The organism is Sulfitobacter geojensis (genome assembly GCF_000622325.1).
GTDB classification, from domain to species: domain Bacteria; phylum Pseudomonadota; class Alphaproteobacteria; order Rhodobacterales; family Rhodobacteraceae; genus Sulfitobacter; species Sulfitobacter geojensis.
On sequence record NZ_JASE01000005.1, the window covers coordinates 711,396 to 731,504 of the forward strand.

12 protein-coding genes are annotated in these 20,109 nt (G+C 57.6%); all 12 read right to left on the minus strand.

Annotation, left to right across the window (positions count from 1 at the left end; all coding sequences use genetic code 11):
* Nucleotides 1-14: 14 nt before the first annotated feature.
* Entirely contained in the window at nucleotides 15-731 is a 717-nt protein-coding gene (locus Z947_RS0105510; RefSeq protein ID WP_025043315.1) for a PP2C family protein-serine/threonine phosphatase, read from the minus strand.
* On the minus strand, nucleotides 728-1,411 hold the full coding sequence (gene tagF / locus Z947_RS0105515; protein WP_025043316.1) for a type VI secretion system-associated protein TagF: 684 nt from the start codon (nucleotides 1,409-1,411) through the stop codon (nucleotides 728-730). Before tagF ends, Z947_RS0105510 begins: the two co-directional genes overlap by 4 nt.
* A complete protein-coding gene (gene tssM, locus Z947_RS0105520; protein ID WP_025043317.1) occupies nucleotides 1,411-4,992 on the minus strand; it encodes a type VI secretion system membrane subunit TssM in 3,582 nt (1,193 codons plus the stop codon). Before tssM ends, tagF begins: the two co-directional genes overlap by 1 nt.
* Nucleotides 4,992-6,404 (minus strand): type IVB secretion system protein IcmH/DotU, encoded by a 1,413-nt coding sequence (gene icmH / locus Z947_RS0105525; protein WP_025043318.1) that lies wholly within the window; start codon nucleotides 6,402-6,404, stop codon nucleotides 4,992-4,994. The genes tssM and icmH overlap by 1 nt, the downstream gene beginning before the upstream one ends.
* Before the next feature lie 21 nt (nucleotides 6,405-6,425).
* Nucleotides 6,426-7,766: a type VI secretion system baseplate subunit TssK gene (tssK, locus tag Z947_RS0105530; protein ID WP_025043319.1), complete on the minus strand. Its 1,341-nt coding sequence runs from the start codon at nucleotides 7,764-7,766 to the stop codon at nucleotides 6,426-6,428.
* Nucleotides 7,767-7,806: 40 nt separating this feature from the next.
* Nucleotides 7,807-9,282, minus strand: a complete 1,476-nt coding sequence (tagH, locus tag Z947_RS0105535) for a type VI secretion system-associated FHA domain protein TagH (protein WP_025043320.1) — start codon at nucleotides 9,280-9,282, stop codon at nucleotides 7,807-7,809.
* Between the two features lie 8 nt (nucleotides 9,283-9,290).
* A complete protein-coding gene (locus Z947_RS0105540) occupies nucleotides 9,291-9,602 on the minus strand; it encodes a PAAR domain-containing protein (protein ID WP_025043321.1) in 312 nt (103 codons plus the stop codon).
* A complete protein-coding gene (locus Z947_RS0105545; RefSeq protein WP_025043322.1) occupies nucleotides 9,602-10,210 on the minus strand; it encodes a DUF6931 family protein in 609 nt (202 codons plus the stop codon). The genes Z947_RS0105540 and Z947_RS0105545 overlap by 1 nt, the downstream gene beginning before the upstream one ends.
* A gap of 9 nt (nucleotides 10,211-10,219) precedes the next feature.
* Entirely contained in the window at nucleotides 10,220-12,313 is a 2,094-nt protein-coding gene (locus Z947_RS0105550) for a type VI secretion system Vgr family protein (RefSeq protein ID WP_025043323.1), read from the minus strand.
* Between the two features lie 51 nt (nucleotides 12,314-12,364).
* Nucleotides 12,365-16,456: a type VI secretion system contractile sheath domain-containing protein gene (locus tag Z947_RS0105555; RefSeq protein ID WP_025043324.1), complete on the minus strand. Its 4,092-nt coding sequence runs from the start codon at nucleotides 16,454-16,456 to the stop codon at nucleotides 12,365-12,367.
* 7 nt (nucleotides 16,457-16,463) lie between these two features.
* Nucleotides 16,464-17,297 carry an ion transporter gene (locus tag Z947_RS0105560; RefSeq protein ID WP_025043325.1) on the minus strand — a complete coding sequence of 278 codons (834 nt, stop codon included), beginning with the start codon at nucleotides 17,295-17,297 and terminating at the stop codon, nucleotides 16,464-16,466.
* An 83-nt stretch (nucleotides 17,298-17,380) separates the two neighbouring features.
* Nucleotides 17,381-20,089: a type VI secretion system ATPase TssH gene (gene tssH, locus Z947_RS0105565; protein ID WP_025043326.1), complete on the minus strand. Its 2,709-nt coding sequence runs from the start codon at nucleotides 20,087-20,089 to the stop codon at nucleotides 17,381-17,383.
* Between the last annotated feature and the right edge of the window lie 20 nt (nucleotides 20,090-20,109).

Consider the following 20,109-nt stretch of genomic DNA (forward strand, 5'->3'; position numbering starts at 1 on the left):
GTGCGGCCACAGGGTTAGATGATATCAATCACTGCGGTAGTGATGTTGTCACCGCCGCCGCCTGCAAGGGCAATCTGGATCAGATGGTCACAGATCACTTCGATCGGTTGTTCACTTAGCGATTTGCGCAGCATTTCGAACGTCGCGTATTTGGTTAGGCCGTCCGAACAGATAAGGAACCGGTCGCCGGGCAGGATATCGCCTTTGATCTTTTCCAGTTCCAGTTCATCGCCGACACCCACAGCGCGGGTAATCGCGTTTGATTGGGGGTGGTGTTCTGCCTCGTCCCAACTCATATGGCCCGCTTCGACCAGCGCGGCGACAACCGAATGATCTGTAGTCAGCATCTCGATTTCGCCGTCGCGCAACCGGTAGAGCCTGCTGTCGCCTGCCCAAAGGGCCGCGAAATGTCCCTCTGCCAGCAAAAGTGCAACAACCGTGGCACCAATCACGTCAATGCCTTGGGACGCCGCTTCGGCGCGGATCAGGCGGTGCGCCTCGTGCAAGGTGTCGCGCAAGGCTTGCAGGCGGTCCCCCGGTGCGAGGTCAAGCGGGATACCTGCCGCCATATCCGCGATCAACCGGCTGGCATAATCGCCCGCAGCATGCCCGCCCATCCCGTCTGAAACCACCCAGATGTTCAGTTCCGGCAGGGCAAGCACGGCATCTTCGTTTACTTTTCGCTTAAGGCCAACGTGGGATTGCACGGAATAGCGGGTTCGCAGGGTCATGAGGTGGGCCTCGCTTCAACCCACAAGGGGGCATTCAAGTCAAAAAGAGCACGCGCCTGATGCGCGTCGGGCAAGCCGTCACAAACCATAGCGCGCCGTGTGCCATCCACAAGGGTTGTCCATAAACAGGGTTTTGCCATGCCATTGCCAATCAGGCCTGCGGCGAACTCCGGGGCGGTGCCCTGAATGTTGGCTTGTGTAAGAACCAGCGCATTTCCGGCGCGCCGCACAGGGGCGAAAGGTTGGGTTGCGGGCATCTGGATTCCGACCAGCGCTGCGGCCAATCGATCACGGTCCATACCGTCATCGAGGCAGGACAGAGCCAGATCTTCCAGTTGTTCAAATGTCTTATCCTGTGTCAGGTGATCAAGTGCGGATGGTCCTTCGTGATCTATTGGTGCCATCATGGCCAAGGGAAAACGCCGGCCGACACGATCAACCGAGGGCATCAGAACACCCAGTAACTTGGCCGGACCGGCAACACCGGGTGCCAGTGTAAACCGCCAGATCGGCGCGGACATATACTGATCGTCCCATGCCTGACCCCCCGATTGTGCAGCGGCCATCATCGCCCCTTGCAACCAGTCGTCCCACACCCTGACAAACCCCTGCGGGGCATTCAGATGAAAGAAATCGCCCAAAGCGGGCATCTTTCCAAAGGCGCCGAAACCCTGCCCCATCAAAACGTCTTGGGGCAGCTGAATTTGGTAAGCGCAGGGAGTGCGAACGGGTTAATAACAGATCCTGACTGTAGTTGAAAAATTGCGATCCGGCCCGAGACATTAAAGATCACGCGCTTGCGGTCGGAAACATTGGTGCGCCGGATTTCGGCGGCATCCAACAGGCGGAACCACGCCCACGGTCCGTCCTTGGCCAGCTGGCTTTCGCCATTGCTAAGCGCCGGTTGAAACACCACGCCGGCAAGCCCCACAGAACCGGGCCATGTGATGGCGACGGGTGTGTTGTTGGGACGTCTGGTTTCAAACAGCACGTTTTGCGACCCGATGGTCAATTGAACCGATTGCGCCTTGGGATCCAGCGCTTCTGGCGTGATCTGGAAATTAACCTGCGGGTTGGGTGCACCGGCAAAGAAGGCATCGCGGATTTCGGCGGCATATTGCATCTGTTGCAAGACAGCCGGAGAGATGCCCAAATCGACATCGTTAACCTTTTTCCAGGCCCAGGGTCGCGCGCCTGTGTCGACAAACTTGGCCAGATTTTCAGCAAAGAAAACGTCGATCATGCCGCCGGGGGCAAAGATTTTCTGAAAGTCCGACATCGACACATCCGCGCGTGCACGGCGGTTGAACGGATAGCGGTTTTCCAGTGCCTGCGTGCAGAACGGCAGTACCGAGGATTGCCATTTCGCATTGATCGACGAACGGGTGCCGTCGGCGGTGATGCCGGTTGAGCTGCTGGTGATCTGGCTGGCCCAACGTTCCAGCGGACCGGGGATGCGGCTGGCCATCTGTTGAAACCGTTGCGTCGCGGTGCCCCCGTCGACAGCCGTGGCCGCAACGCCGCTGAACGACATTTTGTTCAGTTCCTGATACACTTCCTGCAAGGTGCCGACCAGCAGATCAAGCTGGCTGTCCTGCCCTTCGGGACGTTCAACCAACGTGTGCAACCATTCAAACCGGTCCTCGACATAAGATCCCGGTGGCTTTGGCGGGGCACCGTTCGCTTGGGCCTGTGCAGAACTTTGCAGTGCGCTGAGCAGGATTTCGCCCTGAATGCTCAGATTGGAACGTGCTTCAAGCTGGGCAATGCGCCCCACACCTTCGGCAACTTCATCCCCCCCCAAAAGGCCCTCGCGGGGGGCGGTCAATTTGGTTTCTTTCGAGATTTCCGTGAGAATGTTTACGATGGGTGACGTGGGGCCGGACAGGACATTTGTCACCTCGACCGCATGGCTGAGCGATTCCAGCGGGATCACGTCGATGTCGCCAAGAATGGCGTCATAGCGCGCAATGAAATCGTTGTAATAGAGGTCCAGCACATCGCGGCTGAGCGCAGTAAGCGCGGCATCGGTCTGCTCTGCCTCGCCGCGCGGGCCAAGCACCCAGCTGTCGCCCTGAATACGTTTCGCAACACCCAAAGCTTCGCCCAGAAACACGTCGTTAAAGCCATCGTAGGTAAAGATCCCTTCGACGCCTTCGTTCAACGCCTTGCCTGACGAGCGGACCAGAACACGGGTGACCGCAGGGCCGCCCGCTTCGGTAATGCGCCACTCTGGCAGGCTGGTCGCGGAGGGACTGTTGATGATGCCGTTATAGACGCGCTGCGCTAGTGGCATTTCGGACAGGATGCCCTGTACCTGTTCAACAAGTGGTCCGTTCAACGCGATCTTTTCCATCGGTTGGGACAGCATCGCATCAAGATGAAAGGCCAGATCATCGCGCAATCCGGCGCGGCTGGCGCCGGCAAATGTGATCGACCAATCAATGTCCATCCATTCTTGCACCAATTCACTGTTCATGGGCCCCTCAAGACCCAGCATCAGATAGATTTTCAGCGCTTCATACAGCAGATCGGGGTTGTTTACATTGCCGGTGATCTGCTCCTCAAGCCGCAGTAAAAGGCGCGGCAGCAGACGTTGATTGAGGGCCGCGCGATAGGTTTGTGCCGCCTGTGTGCCGATGACTTCGCCCTGATAAAGACCATAGGTCAGCCGTCCTTCGGGTTCGGGATCGCCAAGGGCGGGGTTGGTCGGCATGTCGCGCAGAATGTTCAACGCATCGACAACGGGCGGCAAATCGGTGTCGCCAAGCGGGCTGCCGGGCAAGGTCGAACTGACCTGCTGATAGCTGTCCACGTAGGTGGCCGCCTGCTCGATCAATTCCTGATTGCCCAGATAGCTGCGGGTGAACAAAGTGCCGGTCAGCAAGGCAAAAAGCACGGTGGCCGCAATGGCACCGCGCTTGGTCCAGCGATAACGGCGCTCGACCTTGTCATCCGCTGAGACAAGACCGGCCTCAGGGAAAATCACCTGTTCAAACAGACGGGTCAGGAAATAGGACCGGCCCTGCCCCTGCCCTGTGCCGATCGCCTGACGGCCAATACCGAACGTCCGCGCCATGCCCAGCATCAAACGGTCAATCGGCGTGCCTTCCTGTGTTCCGGACGTGAAATAAATGCCGCGCAGCATGTGACGTTGTTCATAGCGGTTGTCCTGAAACACCTCGGACAGAAAGCTGTGCGCGACCGTGCGCATGGCCGCAACCTGACTGGGGAAACCGGCGACCAATGAACGGCGCTGCGGGTCAATTTCGGTTTGCATGCGTTCAAGGGACTGCGCGTTGAGCTGGCCCAGCAACAGACCGAATTCCGCATCGAATGCGGCAACCGGTGACACCTCGCCCTTGGAACTGTCGAGTGGCAGGGTAAATCCCCAAACCTGTTCGCGGTCTTCTTTGCCCAGATTGTCATAAAACTCGGAAAAGCCGGCGATCAGATCGGCTTTGGTAAACAGCACATAAACCGGAAAGCGGACGCCCAGTTTCTCGCGCAATTCATTCAAACGGCGGCGCACAGCGGTGGCGTGACCGGCCTGCGTCACCTCGTCCTGCTGCAACAGATCACTGAGGGAAATCGCGATCATCGCCCCGTTAATTGGTTGGCGTTTACGGTATTTTTTGAGCAGACCCAGAAAGCCGATCCAACCTGCATTGTCGGTTTCCTGATCGCTTTCTTGCGTGGTGTAACGCCCCGCCGTGTCAATCAGTACGGCATCATTGGTGAACCACCAGTCACAGTTGCGCGTGCCGCCGACACCGCCAATCGCGGTTTTGCCCATGCTTTCAGCCAGCGGAAATTTTAGCCCCGAATTCACAATTGCCGTGGTTTTACCCGCACCGGGGGGGCCAATCATTACGTACCACGGCAGTTCGTTCAAATGCTTGCGCCCGTTGCCGGATTTGCGCAATTCGGCCATCGCGGTTTTCAGCTTGTCGCGCAGCTCGCCCAGCTCGACGGCGGTGACATCATCGCCCGCATCGTCCATCTGTTCGGCGATTTCTTCGGTCATCGCCTTCTCCTTGCGCCGCCTGCGCAAGTAGATGAACAGCGCAAGGCCAAAGAAGAAGAACCAGATTCCAGCTATGAAAATGACCCGCGATTGGATGCTGTCAAACGGGTGCCAGGTTTCACTGCCGATGAAGGGTGCAAGGAACCAGACAGCCGCAGACAGGGCGGCGGCCACAAGGATCAGGATCGTATAGATCGACCGGAACATCATGACAAAAAAGCGGCGGACGTACATTATTGGGCCTCCTGCACAAGCAACACTTCGATGCGGCGGTTCTTGGCCCGCCCTTCACGTGTGCCATTGTCGGCGATAGGTTCTTTTTCGGCGCGCCCTTCGGCGGTCAGGCGGTCCCTGTCCGTGATGGTTTTTGCCATCGACGCCATGACGGATTTCGCCCGCGCAAGACTGAGGTGCATGTTTGACGGGAACCGCGAGGATTTGATTGGCACATTGTCGGAATGCCCCGTGATAATCACCGGCCCCGGTTCATCGTTCAATGCATTCGCCACCCGCGCGATGGGATCGACAAATTTTTCCGTCAATGTGTCAGAGCCTGACCCGAACATGTTGGAACCGGCAATGCGGATCACCAATGTGTTGCCCTTCTGAAAAACGTTAACGATGCCCTCGTCGATTTCTTTTTGCAGGAAAGTCACAACCTTTTTCAGGCGCACTTCTTCGGAAGAGGCGGGCGGGGTCGGGGGTGGCGGGGGCGCGCGACGTTGAAGTTCCGCAACCGGACCGTTGTCGATCACCGACAATTGCCCGATCAACCGCTCGGTCTGGGTGCCCAGAAGATAGGAGAACCCGCTGAATTGCAGCGCCAGCAGGGCGGCCGTTACGCCAAGGGCGATCCAGACCAGACGCCATGCCGACAGCGCCTTGAACGGTTTGTTTTCGCCTTCCCAATGGGGGGACAGATCGCGTTCCACGTCACCGCGTTGCCCGCGAATGATCCGCGCAAGCCCCTGCCGGATTTGCAGGTGTTTGTCGGATCCGCCCTGTTCGACACGCAATCGCCCCTCGAACCCCAGCGACAGGCACATGTAGATGAATTCAAGCACATCAAGGTTGTTCGCGGGTTCCTTTTCAAGCCGCGCCAGCAGGTCATAAAACCGGTCACCGCCCACGGTTTCGCGGTGAAAAGTGCCGACCATCGACTGCAATCCCCAGCTCGATTGCCCGCCCCAAGGGGTGTTCAAGACAACATCATCCAGAGTGGCACAAAGAGAATATCGCGCGATTTTAACCGTTTGGGCGGGGACACCGGCCTGCAAGGCGCGGTTTTCAAAGGCCCGCACTTCGGCCACAACCGAAGAACGCAACTTGTCTGGGTCCATATGCTGCGCACGGTTACGGATACGGCTGATCAGTGAAAACAGAGGTGCCGCGCAGGCGGTCAACTGGTTCATGCCGGTATGGACCATCTCGGTCTCTTGGGCACCGTCGCGCTTGGTGGCTTGAGGGGCGGCAGCCGCAGCAGGAATGCCCATCGAACCGGACGGCTGCGCGGGGGCGGCCATCGGTTCTGCCATCACCGCCGCAGCGGCCGGGGGTGTTGCAGCAGTACGCCGCCCGCCCGGATTGGGGCGGATCACCGTCTTGTCTGTATCTTCGGGTTCTGCAAACGGGTCGTCGGATGACATGGCTTGCCCCTTTTCCTAAATCTACGAGTTACGGATCGCCCAAAGTTCCATGTTCAGGCCGGGGTATTGACCGGAAACATGTACGGCGATGCCACCTGACGTTGTCATTTTGCCCCAATACGGGCTGTCGGCGGCGAGTTCAAAATACACAACACCCGCGTGATACGGGATTTGGCGCGGTGCCACGGGCATCGGGCGCAAGGTAATGCCTGGCAAGGCAGAGTTCACAAGCTGGCGAATTTCCTCGACCGGCCCGATCTTGGCCTGCCCCGCGAAATGGCGGCGCACGTCCTCTGCGGGGATCTCTGCCTGAACGGCAAGAACGAAACCAGCGGTGCTGATCAGTTTACGATCGGAAATCACGCCAACGCTGACACCGTATTTGCGGGCCTCCAGCGGGATCGAAATCGCTGTTTGTTCCAGAACCGAGCTGAGGTATTGCCGCAAGGTGCGGATCACCGGTGCAAAGGTCGTCGACAGGTTGTCGTGCTGATAGGGCGGGAATTCCGGCGGCTGTTTGTTGGTGGTCATAAAGACCGACAATTCGCCCGCCAGCGCCACACACTGACGATAGGCATCTTCGGGGTGCAGGTTTTCCAGTGTGGTCAAATGGCGGAACACCGGAATCATCCGGTTGATCACGGTCAGCAACAGAAAATCAGACACTTCGGCCACAGCTTTTGCGGCCCCCCCTTCGGACAGGCGTCCGGCAAGGGCGGTCATGCGATGCGACAACAGTCCTTCAATTTCGCGGATGAACCCCTCAAGCGGGGGCGCGGCGCGCAGGTCGATACAGCTGGGAATAAAGCTGCGGTCCAGGATGATTTCCTTGTCGGGGCGCACCTCGATGATCCGCGCAATCGGGATCGCCAGCATGTCGGCCAATTCATCCACCGCAAGTGCAAATTGCAGACGCATTTTGCCGACGCCAATGGTCACCGGTTTTTGATCGCGGCCCATCGTGTCGGTGATTTCCAGTTCGGCAGGGCGCAACCTGCTGACCGATTGTTCGGCACCGCTCAGGTCTACTTCGACAGCACCTTGCCGGCGCTGCGGCACGGTCAGGTAAACCACGCAATCCTTGATCGTTTCGGGCACTTCCAGAGCGGGCGGGTGGTCTTCGGTTTGCGGCACGCGAAATACCATGCCGTCATGGGTCAGGCCGGAACAGCCCTTCAGCGCGAATTGCCCGACCTTCAAAACCTCTTCGTCAATTTCGAGGCTGTTCAGACCCCAACCGTAAGGCCGGATGCGACGCGCCAACCCTGCAATCAGCGCTTCTTTGTGGCGATCGGCCTGTTGGAAATGGTGAGGTTGCAAAAACAGCCCCTCCGTCCAAAGCACTTTACTGTCCCAGGACACATAATTCTCCCTGTGTCGTCCGCCCCTTAACGGGGTCAGATTATTTTAACTTTTCGAGCTGGTCTTTATAAGCCCGCGCAAATTCGCGGCTGAACAGTTCGTGAAAATCATTCTCGGCCTGATCAGCGATCTGGCCATACATTTTTTCGTATACTTCCCAATAGCGCGCTTTTTTGCCCTTCAATAGGGAACTAAAGCTGCCACCGGATTCAATCTGCGCGCCTAATACCTCGGGGTCAAGCTTGGCCAGAATACCTTTTAGCGCTGCCTCCATACCGGTGACCATTGCCACCTCATGCGCCTTGATGTCGTTCAGCGCCTGTTCGGTCGCGGTTTCAGATCCAAGATAGCCGCGCGATTTGGGTTTGATCAGCGATTCAATCGCCTGATCCGCGCTGATCGAGAATTTCAACGGGTTGTTGCCACCCGCGCTGATCATCGTCTGTTCAATGCGGAACTCGGATTTGATCGACGTGCGGGTCATCAGGATTTCGCGCAGGCCGGTGATCATCGTGCGCATCACCCGCCCCATACGGCCCATGGAGGTGTGCAAATCCTCGTCCGGTATTTCCAGACCCTCCACATCAAGCGCGTCAAAGAACGCCCGCGCGGCGGCTTGATCGCCGGTCGCAATCACCTGTTGCTCGGTTTTATCCGCAGCTGCAGGTGCGGCGGTTTTGTCGACCTCTTTGGCAGCTGGCGGTACTGTTGGATCGGGTGCGGCTGTTGGTGCGGGTTCGGGGTCTGCCTTTGGCGGGACCGTCACCGGTTTTTGCGTGACGACCGGTTCCGGTTCAGCGACGGGTGCCGGTTCGGGTGTGGAGGGCGATAAAAGGTCATCGTCCCAATCATCCGGTATCACAGCAGGCCCGCTGGAATGTGACGGGCGAAAGCTGTCGCTGGCGCTGGTGTTGTGCATCGCCTGACTTGGCCCCAGATCGTCATTCAGACTGTCGGCAGGTTTGGCGAAAAACGGGTCTTCTTCCTCCCCCAAGGGCGGCAACAGATCGTCAATGGGGTCGGCGGTGTTCAGCTGGCTTGGCCCTTTCGGCCCCTCTGGAGATCCCAACAGATCGTCCAGAAAATCACCGCCCGGTCCGACGTCATCCAACAGATCCAGCGGATCAGGGGCATTGTCGGCCTGCCCGTGTGAAACCTGGTTATGACCCAGCGGATCAGGGATTGGCGCGGCCAGTGCTTCGGTGATTTCGACCAACAGTTCATAGCTGCCGACCGACAGGATATCCCCATTGTTGATCGGGGTCGGGGTCCGGCCCAGCGGGGTTTTGGAATAGTTCAGAAACGTCCCGTTGGTAGAGAAATCGACCAGCACCACATTGCCGTTATGATCTTCAATAACACAGTGGCTTTTGGACAGCTGGCGTTCGGGATCAGGCAGGACAATGTCATTGGCCGGACCGCGCCCGATGCTCAGCGAACCGCCCATCGGCATCTGCATAGGACCGACATCACCAGGCATAGTGCCAGAAGACTGGAAAGATAGTTTAACCGGCATACCTGACGCTACCCTCCGATCAGGACAGTAGGGCAACAGGGCGGTATCATGATCCCACCGCAGGCCACGTTATCAGTCACCCTTGCGGCGGGCAGGAAATTGATCAGTACCGTCGCGGACCCTTTCACAATGGGATGCGGCACGCCAAGCGGCGACACGTCTGTCATGCGGGCCGCTGGCAGAAAGCTGATCAGGACGGTCGGGCAGCAAGGGGTCAAAATGGGCATCGGCACACCGGGCGGCGGAAGGGGCGGAGCAGGCGGCGGTGCAGGCATGACACATAGGTGCATGTCTGTCATGCGGGCGGCAGGTAATGTCATTATGTCGCCTCCTTCATCTTGTCCTTGTTCTCCATCCGGCCGTTTCCACCTCGCGCAATATCAACCGCGCGGTCGATCAACATTTGGCCATACTCCTCAAACCTATCAGAGTTTTTGTCTAACGCCACGATATTCATGGCAAATGCACTGGTTTCCGCAGCCCCTGCAGGTGCAGGATATTCTGCCAGATCTGCCGGTCCGAGGGTGCCATCGGAGTAAACAACCGAAAGGGCGATATTCACCGTGTCGTCATCGATATAGGCCTCGTCCATGGACAGACGGGCGCGTTCGCGGTTTTCCTCGGTGGGTTTGAACACCCAGTCCTCCGAAGCCGCCAACGATTTCGGGTCGTTTTCCGATTTAGGCCCAACATAATCACGCGCCGCCATACAGGCCCACCAGACCCGTTCGCGCGGTGGCAGCACGATAGACAACAGGCGAATGATGTCGATCATCGCACCTTTCTGGTCCAGTTCTTCCAGTACAACATCCGGTAGGGCAGCCACGGGGGCGGTAATAGGTGTTTCGAGCCGGGTATTGGCCATGGACAGCAATTTTGCCGCCGGCTCTTTCGGCACTTTCACCATATCTGTGAATCGATTTCCCATCATACCGCCCTAGTTTATCTTCGTCAGTGAGCCCTTCAGGGTCAACAACCCCGAAGCTTGCGCGGTGACCAAGGGTGCTTCCATCTTTGCAGTCCCCGTCCCTTTGATGGCGACGCCGGCCTGGGAAATCTCTATCGAGCTGCCCCCGACCTTGAGTGTGATCTTGGTCATCGCCTCCATCGTGATTGACGTCCCGGCCTTGATAGAAATCGCGGTACCGGCGTCGACATCAATGGATTGGGCGACCGATGTTTCACTGCTTCCGGTTGAGACATCGACGCTCTTGTTGCCGGTTCTCACGACCTCGCTCATGTCGCCCTCAACGATCAGATCCAGCGTACCGGTATCCACCGTTTCCAGTTTATTGCCCTCTTGTACCATTTCGGTGACGTCTTGTTTAACAGTTTGTAACAAGCTGCCCGCGGCGACCGTATGACCGTCCGGCGATACGTTCACACCGTCATCGCCGATGGTGATCTGAGCGCTGTCCTTGACCACCATCTGGTAGTCTTTTTGCGACTGGAAATGCGTGTATTCCTTGCCGGTATCATCCTCGAATACGAGCGCATTATAATCGGTTTCCCCGCCACCCGGCGAACTGCGGGTCATCAGGCCGGTGCGTGTTGGCGTTTGCGGGTCGACGTAGGGGGGCATTTTGTCCTTGTTGTACATCATGCCGGTCACGATTGGCCTGTCGGGATCGCCGTCTTCGAATTGCACCACGACCTCCTGACCAATGCGCGGGATCGACAGCAAACCCCAGTTGTTACCGGACCATTGGGTGACCACCCTGATCCAGCAAGACGCGGTATCATCCGGCGGATTAAGTCTGTCCCAGCGGAATAATACCTTAATCCGTCCATATTCGTCAGTGTGGATTTCCTTACCTGCCGGTCCCACCACTTCGCCAATCTGGATGCCCGGAATTTCGGGCCAAGGCGTCACAAAGGGCGCGCGGAACTGTTTGACCTTGGCCACAGCTCCGAAGGTGAAGGAATAGTCGTTCTTGATCTCTTCATTGATGTCGATGTTTTGCGGTTGCAGCGCCAGCCAGACTTCTTTGTCGCTTTTCTTCATCTCGTCGGAGTCAAGGATGGTATGCTCGGCCTCGGTGATCAGATAGTCGGTGTTATTCGCTTCTTCCGGGTGCTCTGTCAGTTTGAAGAGATAACCGGTTCCGAAATGGCGCACATCACCGGCACCGCGATACATCAAGTGCTGGATTGCGTCCGCCTCTACCCGCACGCGTGTGCGGGTGTCGCCCAGTTGCTTTTCGCCGCGATAGTGGCCGGGCAAATCATAGTACTCTTTTTCTTTGTACTGGTGATCGCCCATTGGCATGCTGGTGGTTTCCATCTGGCGGACTGACGGCTTTTCAAAGTCATAATCCGCAAGGCTGACCTTGCCACGGGTCACGCTATTCGCAGCGGCCCATTCGTTGATCGTTGGCTGGGTTTTAGTATCCGCGCCGTCACGCGGCTTGAACTTCAGCTCGACATTATCGTCGATCGCTTTATGCGCCGACACGCCATCGCAGATCACCAGCTTTTCGTTTTTCATATTCGCGTCAGAATGGTCAAAGAAGTAATACATCCCTTCTTCTTCCATCAGGCGCGACAGAAAGGCGAAATCGGTTTCGCGATACTGCACGCAGTATTCGCGTTTTTCGTAGGTTTCGGATGTCTTGATCTGATAATCCGAAAAACCGTGTTTGCCCAACACGTCCTCGATGATTTCCTTGACCGACATCTCCTGAAAGACCCGCGTGTTGCGTTCAATCGTCAGCATCCAGAACCAGGGCCGGATCTGTGCGACATAGTGATCGTCACCGTCACGCATGCCCATGGCTTCGACTGAAATGCATGTTCCTGTGAACATGCGCCCGTTGTCACCGGCACTGTCCTGTTGCACGTGGACTGTCATAATCTGGCCGACAAAATCGGCCAGCTTTACGCTTGTCTTGCGGGCCAGAAACTCAATCGTGGTTTCCGTCAGCGTCGACAGCTTTTCTTTGACCACGGCCTGTTTCAGCCGCAGCTTTTTGGTTGTGTACGTCCCCGACATCCATGTCGAGGCGTCGTCTCTTGGTTTGCTAATCGTCATTAAATGTTCCTCAAAAATGGCGCGGCCGTAGCAGGGCGTAATTTCCCTTGCTCAAAGATCGGCCAGCAGCGCAGCCAGTTCGGCATCCATGTCCTCATCATTATCAATGTCTTCGTCACTATCACCGGCATCGAGATCAAAACCTGACAGCAAATCGTCCAGATCGGCGTCATCTCCAGCGGTGTCGTTGTCGTTTCCGTCCATGGCGTCAGGTACGGCCTTGGGCGGTTTCGGTGCAGAGGGTGGTGGCGGTTTAGCGCCGCTCCAAGGGCCCAGAATTTCGCCCCCCCCAAGTGACTGGAAAGATGCCAGTCGAATTTCATCACGTCCCTTTATGGAAACCACGGGCAGGTAACCCCGCCCCAAAACAGTTTCGACCTTGTCCAGCGTCAGGTTCCGTTCGGTGCACGGCAGTGCGACCTGATCACCATAGCGGTCCAGAACAAAGTGATAGGGCATGTCGCCAAGCGACATGATTTGCCCCAACCCCATTGACGGACCATTTTCCTTGAAAGATTTGGCCAGCAAAATAGCAACCAAAACCACAGGGTTCGCCCAAAGCATACCAGACAAACCGGCGCTTTGGGTGAATTCTTCAAAATCAAATTCGTATATCGGTTCAGTTTTCGCACCATATGGCCGGCGCATCAAGAACCGCGGCGTGGCCAGTGCAAGATGTCCGGCCTCGGGCATGGCGCGCAGCGTGTCCCACTCGGTGGCCACCAAGGGATGGCGGTCCTGTTTGGCGGTCTCGATGAAACCGGGAGTGATGGCGGCAAAAAACGGCGCATCAACATGTGCGGCGACCCGCGCAATGCGGCCCAAAAGCTGCGCATGGGGCGGTGTTTCCTCAAAAGTGTACATGCCCATCATTGCAGAATAGGCGCCGCGCCCGAATTCTTCGTCCATCGGCCCTTCGGTCAGCAAACGCACAAGGCCGCTGGTTGACAGATCGTCCGATTGTGTCAGGTCCGCCGCGATTTCCTCGGCGGAAATATCATACAACATGACCTCAAGCGTATCATCGGTTTCAATGCTGCGTGCGATCAGATCAAGCGCACGCCACTGCGCCTCGACGGATTGAAATTCAGGATGGTGCAGCACCATGCGCATGGCACCGGACAGGGCATCATCCACGGCACCCGCCATCGCGGTGACATCCGGATCGGGCAGTTTGCGGATATGCGGCCCCACCACCCGTGCCATCAGTTCATCCACCGGCGAGGGCTGCGCCAGTGTCTTTTCCGTATCGCCGATCAGCTTTTGAAAATCGCTTAACTTCAGGTCGGCGCGCACGGTATTGCCGCCAGATGTCGCCCGTGCCGGGGCAACCGCGCGCCCGTGTTGTTCACCCCATGCGACCAGCGACTTGGCAGCGCTATCCGCCGTGCCGCCATTCCCCAGTTGCGATTTCAGACTTTTCAACGCGGCGAAAAGTTCAACATTCTCATACAGCTCATCGGGGTGCAGATCGTCCAGCCCACCCAGCTTAACCTCGACCCCTGCCCCGTCTTTGCCGATGGGCAAAACAAGCGTTGTGGCAAACCCTTCGATCACATCCTCGACCGTGTCGGTATCCAGCAGGATCGCTTTACGTGCTGCCAGCGCATCCCCCACCTCGATCAGCCCCTGTGCGGAACGGCCGGTGAAATCCCCAAGGATCGCAATACGAAAACGTTTACGCTCAAGCTTTTGCGCATCGGGGCGTTCCGCGCTCATCGCGCCATATGCAAGCTCCGGCTCGGCGCTAAGGGTCGCCTTGGCGTTTGTGTCACCGGTATCAGCTGGCATATCCGTGGTTTCCTCACTTGCTGTCGCTGCGCCGGCGTCCGCGGCTTCGGCGACCTCTGTCTCAAGACCGGCCAGCAGCGCATCCATATCATCCGCGTCTGCGGCCGCCTCATCCGGCGCGGGGTCTTGCGCGGCTTGTGTCTGTTCTGTGGTCGGTGCTTCCTCGGCCAACACGTCAAGCAGCGCCTCCGTTTCTGCGCCTTCCTCGGTGTCGCTGCCATCGGCAGTGGCCTCGGCCTGATCAGCGGCGTCATCCTGCAAACCTTCCAGAAGCGCATCTAGATCATCAAGCGCTGGGGGTTCGGGCGCGGGTTCTTCTTCCGGCTCATCGTCCAGCGCGCCCAACAAAGCGTCAAGATCATCGTCCTCGTCGTCCGGCACATCGGGCTGCAAATCCAACAACAACTCGGCCAATTCCTTTTCGGCCTGTAGCTCCTCTTCTGAGGGCTCCTCGTCCTCCGGCTCTTCTTCGATAACATCTGCTACCGGCGCATCCTGCGCGGGTTCCTCAACCTGCTCAGGCTCAGATACCTGCGCATCCCCGTCCAGTGCGTCCAACATTCCATCAAGGGCATCATCAGCCGGATCGCTTTCAGGTGTGACATCGTCGAGTAGCGTATCAATGTCATCCTGCGCGGTTTCATCGGCACGATCCGCGCCAATGTCATCCAGCAAAGCATCCAGATCGTCAGGTTCCGCCCCCGCACCTTCAGCGAATTCAGCATCGGCCAGAATATCGTCAAGATCAGTTTGTGTGTCGCTGTCCCCGCCCATGTCATCAAGGAGCGCAAGAGGATCATCCGTTCCTGCGTCGGCCGGTGCTTCAAGACCGTCCAGCGCAGCATCAAGGCCATCATCGTCACCTTCCGGTGCAACAGGATCAAGCGTGGCAAGGATATCTTCCGCGCGATCCTCGGCCTGCTCTTCCGGTGCTTCCAGCCCGGCCAAAACAGACTCAAGATCCTCTTGCTCAACCGTTTCTTCTGGCGCTTCCAATCCGGCCAATGCGGCTTCTACGCCGTCACTTTCTTCCGCCTGCTCAGTGATCTCTATCGTGGCCAGCACATCATCAGCCGTGCCGGTTTCTTCGTCCACGACTGGGCTATCGATTTCCGAAAGAATTGCATCAAGATCGTCGCTTTCTGCGGCCTCTTCCGGCGCTTCTATACCTGCAAGGACGTCTTCCAGATCATCGGCGACCGGCTCATCCTCAACGGCTTCAATCCCTGCCAAGATTGCATCCGATGTGTCCTGCGGTTCGACCTCCGCCACCGCTTCAATCCCCGCCAGAATATCCTCTGACCGGTCTTCTTCCTTCTCACTCTCGATGGCTTCTATGCCTGCAAGGATCGCCTCTGCATCCTCGCTTTCCGGCTCTGCTAACTCTGTTGTGGGCAGGCTGGCCAACACCTCGGCGCTGTTGTCGTCGTTTTGCGTTTCGGGCACTTCCATAGCGCGCAATGCGTCAAGCGCTTCTGTCGCCGGCTCTTCGATAACTTCATCTAATTCGACGGCCCGCAATGCGTCCAACGCTGCGCCGCTGTCCTCGGATTCATCTCCGGCAATCTCCTGGTTGCGCAGTTCGTCCAACGCCGCCGTGGCGGTGTCATCCTCGACTTCCGGTGCAATTTCTACAGCACGTAAGGCATCCAATGCGCCGGTTGCGCTTTGATCTTCTTCAACCGCAGCAGGCGCGATTTCACGCAGGGCATCCAGCGCGGCACTGTTGTCTTCCACCTGTTGCTCCGCAACCTCGACGCGGCGCAGGGCGTCTAACGCAGTGGCGCTTTCGTCTTCGACGGGGGCATCAGGAACAGCCGTTGCGCGCAAACTGTCGAGAACGGAACCGCTGGTGTCTTCCTCCGGTTCGGGCAATTTGATCGCGCGCAATGCATCAAGTGCAGAGGACTGTGCGTCAATCTCGGGCATATCATTCGCCGCGCCGCCATCCATATAGTCGATCAGATCGGTGAACTCGGGCCGCCCTTCCAACAGCGGGCGCAGGGTGGCCGCGCGGGCGGCGATCGCGTCAGGTGTGAAATCATTTTGTGTTTCATAGGCAAGCGTACGTGTCGCGGTGTCCTCATCGGATTGCCCTAATGGCAGGGCGAAGTCGCTGCGCCGGGCCGGTCCCTTTTTCAGACCGTCAAACCCCTCCACGTCGATCTCGAAAAAATCACGTTCCTCGATGGAGCGCGCATCGATCTGTTCGGCATCCGCAAGGTCACCCAAAACGCCCAGTACAAACGGCAGCTGTACAGGTTTTGCAGCATCAAAAAGCGCCAACCGGTATTCGGTGTGAACACGCGGCGACGCCTTTGCGATGATGAATTTCTGTGCGCTGCCAGCCATCGGAGTCCTAGCCCTCCCTCTTGGCGTTTGCTGCGTTTACTTCTGCCCGCAAGGCTTTGACTTCTTCCATCAGGGCCAGAACGTTGCGATCGACCGAGTCTGTTTCATCGCGGACAAGCTGACGCAAATTGTCGAATTCCGCCTCGGTTTCTTCCTCCACCGCGTCCTGCATCGTGTTGACCAACAAACCGATAAACAGGTTCAAAACCGAAAAGGCCGTGATGATGATGAACGGCACAAAGAAGGCCCAAGCCGATGGGAATTCGATCATCACAGGGCGCACGATCCCCATTGACCAGCTTTCCAAGGTCATGATCTGGAACAGGGAATACAACGAGCGGCCCAGCGTGCCGAACCATTCGGGAAAGGCCGTGCCGTACATCAATGTTGCCATGACGCCAAAGACGTAGAACACGATAGAGATCATTACGATCACCGCGCCCATGCCCGGCAACGCGTCGAGCAACGCCTGAACCACCGCCCGCATTTGCGGCACCACAGAAAGCAGGCGCATCGCGCGGATCACGCGCAGGCCGCGCAAGGCGGCAAGCCCTTCCTGACTTGGCAACAAGCCAAGGCTTACCACCAGCAGATCAAAAATGTTCCATGCACTTTTGAAAAACGACATGCGGTAGGCGTAAAATTTGAGCAACAGCTCGCCCACAAAGATCACCAGCACCAGATTGTCGACAACCGACAGAACACCGCCCATCCGGTCCATCAGATAATCCGACGTCGACATGCCAAGGGTGATGGCATTGAAAATGATCACACCCAGAATGGTATTCTTGAACCAGTCGCTTTCGACCAGATCATAGACCTGACTGCGACTTGCGCTCATCGTGGGTTTGTCGAGTGTTGCCAAAACTGTCTCCGGTGCTTTCGTTTTGTCGGGATCAGGGGGGGATGCCCCCTGACCCGCGTTTAATTAAATCCGTAGGTGAAACCGTTGTCGGCCACATCAATCGACACTTTGTCGATCGACTTGCCCTCCATCATCCGGCGCAGGAATTCGGCCGAAATGTCGGGTAGCATGGTGTTGGTCACAATCGCATCAATCATACGCCCCCCGCTTTCCAGTTCCTGACAGCGATCAACGATCAGATCGACCACGGCATCGGAATACTCGAACGGCACGTCGTGGGTGCTTTCGACGCGTTTCTTGATCCGGCCCAGTTGCAGTTTTGTAATCTCTGCAATCATGTGCGGGCTGAGCGGATAATAGGGGATCGTCACCAGACGACCCAACAAGGCGGCGGGGAAGATTTTCAGCAACGGCTCGCGCAAGGCTTTGGCGATACCTTCGGGTTCGGGCAGCAGATCGGGGTCGCTGCACAAATCCATGATAAGATCGGACCCCGCGTTGGAGGTCAGCAGAATGAGCGTGTTCTTGAAGTCGATTGTGCGCCCTTCGCCGTCTTCCATGACGCCTTTGTCAAACACCTGAAAGAAAATCTCGTGCACATCGGGGTGCGCTTTTTCGACCTCGTCCAGCAAGACAACGGAATAGGGTTTGCGCCGCACCGCTTCGGTCAGAACACCACCTTCACCATAACCCACATAGCCCGGAGGTGCCCCTTTCAGGGAGCTTACGCTATGCGCTTCCTGATATTCGGACATGTTGATGGTGATCACATTCTGCTCACCGCCATAAAGAACTTCGGCCAGTGCGAGGGCGGTTTCTGTTTTACCCACGCCAGACGTACCGGCGAGCATAAAGACACCGATGGGTTTATTCGGATTATCAAGGCCCGCGCGGCTGGTCTGAATACGCTTGGCGATCATCGCCATCGCGTGATCCTGACCGATGACACGTTTGCCCAGATGTTCCTCAAGGCTAAGCACGGTCGCAAGTTCATCCGATACCATCCGGCCAACCGGAATGCCCGTCCAGTCGCCAACAACGGAGGCCACCGCCTGTTCATCGACAATCGGCAGGATCAGCGGGCTTTCGCCCTGCGCGTCATGCAGCTTGGCATTGGCTGCTTTGAGCTTTTCCATCACCTCGGCGCGGGCTGCATCGTCAAGTGCACCCTCGCCCCCTTCGGGTGCCAGCTCCGATCCTTCTTCAACCGGTGCGCCCCCTGCCCGAAGCTGCGCGCGCAGGTCCAGAATTTCGGCAACGATTTCTTTTTCAACGTCCCAAGCGGCTTGAAGACCGGTCAGCCGCTCTTCGACTTCGGCCTTTTGCGCTTCGACCTTGGTGCGGCGTTCGTCCACGTCATACCCGGCAGTTTCATCGCGGCCGATGATCTCCAACTCGGTATTCAGCGATTCGATTTTGCGCTGCGCATCGTCCACCTGTGCCGGCACCGCATGCTGGCTCACAGCAACGCGGGCACAGGCGGTGTCCAGAACGCTCACCGATTTGTCCGGCAATTGCCGCGCAGGAATATAGCGGGCTGACAGGGCCACCGCGGCCTCGATACCCTCATCCAGTACCTGCACCTTGTGGTGGTTTTCCAACATCGACGCGATGCCACGCATCATCATGATCGCCTTGGGCACGCTCGGTTCATCCACCTGCACCACCTGAAAACGACGCGTCAGCGCGGGGTCTTTTTCGATGTATTTCTTGTATTCGGCCCAAGTCGTCGCACCGATAGTGCGCAACGTTCCACGCGCCAAAGCAGGTTTCAGCAGGTTCGCGGCATCTCCCGTCCCTGCGGCACCACCGGCACCAACCAGCGTATGGGTTTCATCGACGAACATGATGATCGGTGTCGGGCTGGACTGCACTTCATCAATGACCGAGCGCAGGCGGTTTTCAAATTCGCCCTTCATCGACGCACCGGCCTGCAACAGGCCCACGTCAAGCACCAAAAGGCGCACGTCCTGCAAAGCGGGCGGCACATCGCCGCGCGAAATGCGCAAGGCAAACCCTTCAACCACGGCTGTTTTACCGACACCCGCCTCACCCGTCAGGATCGGGTTGTTCTGACGACGGCGCATCAGCACGTCAACGATTTGGCGGATCTCTTCATCGCGCCCGACAATTGGATCAATCTCGCCGTTGCGGGCCTGTTCGGTCAGGTCGGTGCAATATTGCTCCAGCGCCTCTCCCTTGCCCATCTGCGCGGGAGACATCGCATCGGATGCTTCCCCGGGCACGGCACCGCCGCCGGTGGTTGACCCGTCCTGCGCGCCCATGCGCTCTTCGGGCGACCCGTCTGTTGCTTCGTGGAAATTCTCCGCCAGATCATCCTGTTTGATCTTGGCAAGCTCGGGCGAAATGCCGGTCAGGATGTTGCGCAAGGCCGGCGTTTTCAGCATGCCCAGCAACAAATGACCGGTGCGCACATTGCTTGAACTAAACAGCAGCGAGCCGAAAACCCAACCGCGTTCCATCGCGTCCATCAAATGATCCGACAAATCCGAAATCGCAGAGGCGCCGCGCGGCAGCCCATCCAGATTGCGGGTCATTTCGGCGGCAATCTTGCCCACATCCAGATCGTAATGATCAACGATCCGATGCAGGTCGCTGTCCTGCCCCTGCAAAATCTGGTGCATCCAATGGACGACTTCGACATAAGGGTTGCCGCGCATTTTGCAAAAAACGGTAGCGCCTTCGACGGCTTTATACCCAAGACTGTTCAGCTTCCCGAACAATGCGACTCTGCTAATCTCGCTCACTTTAATGTCCCCTTATTATT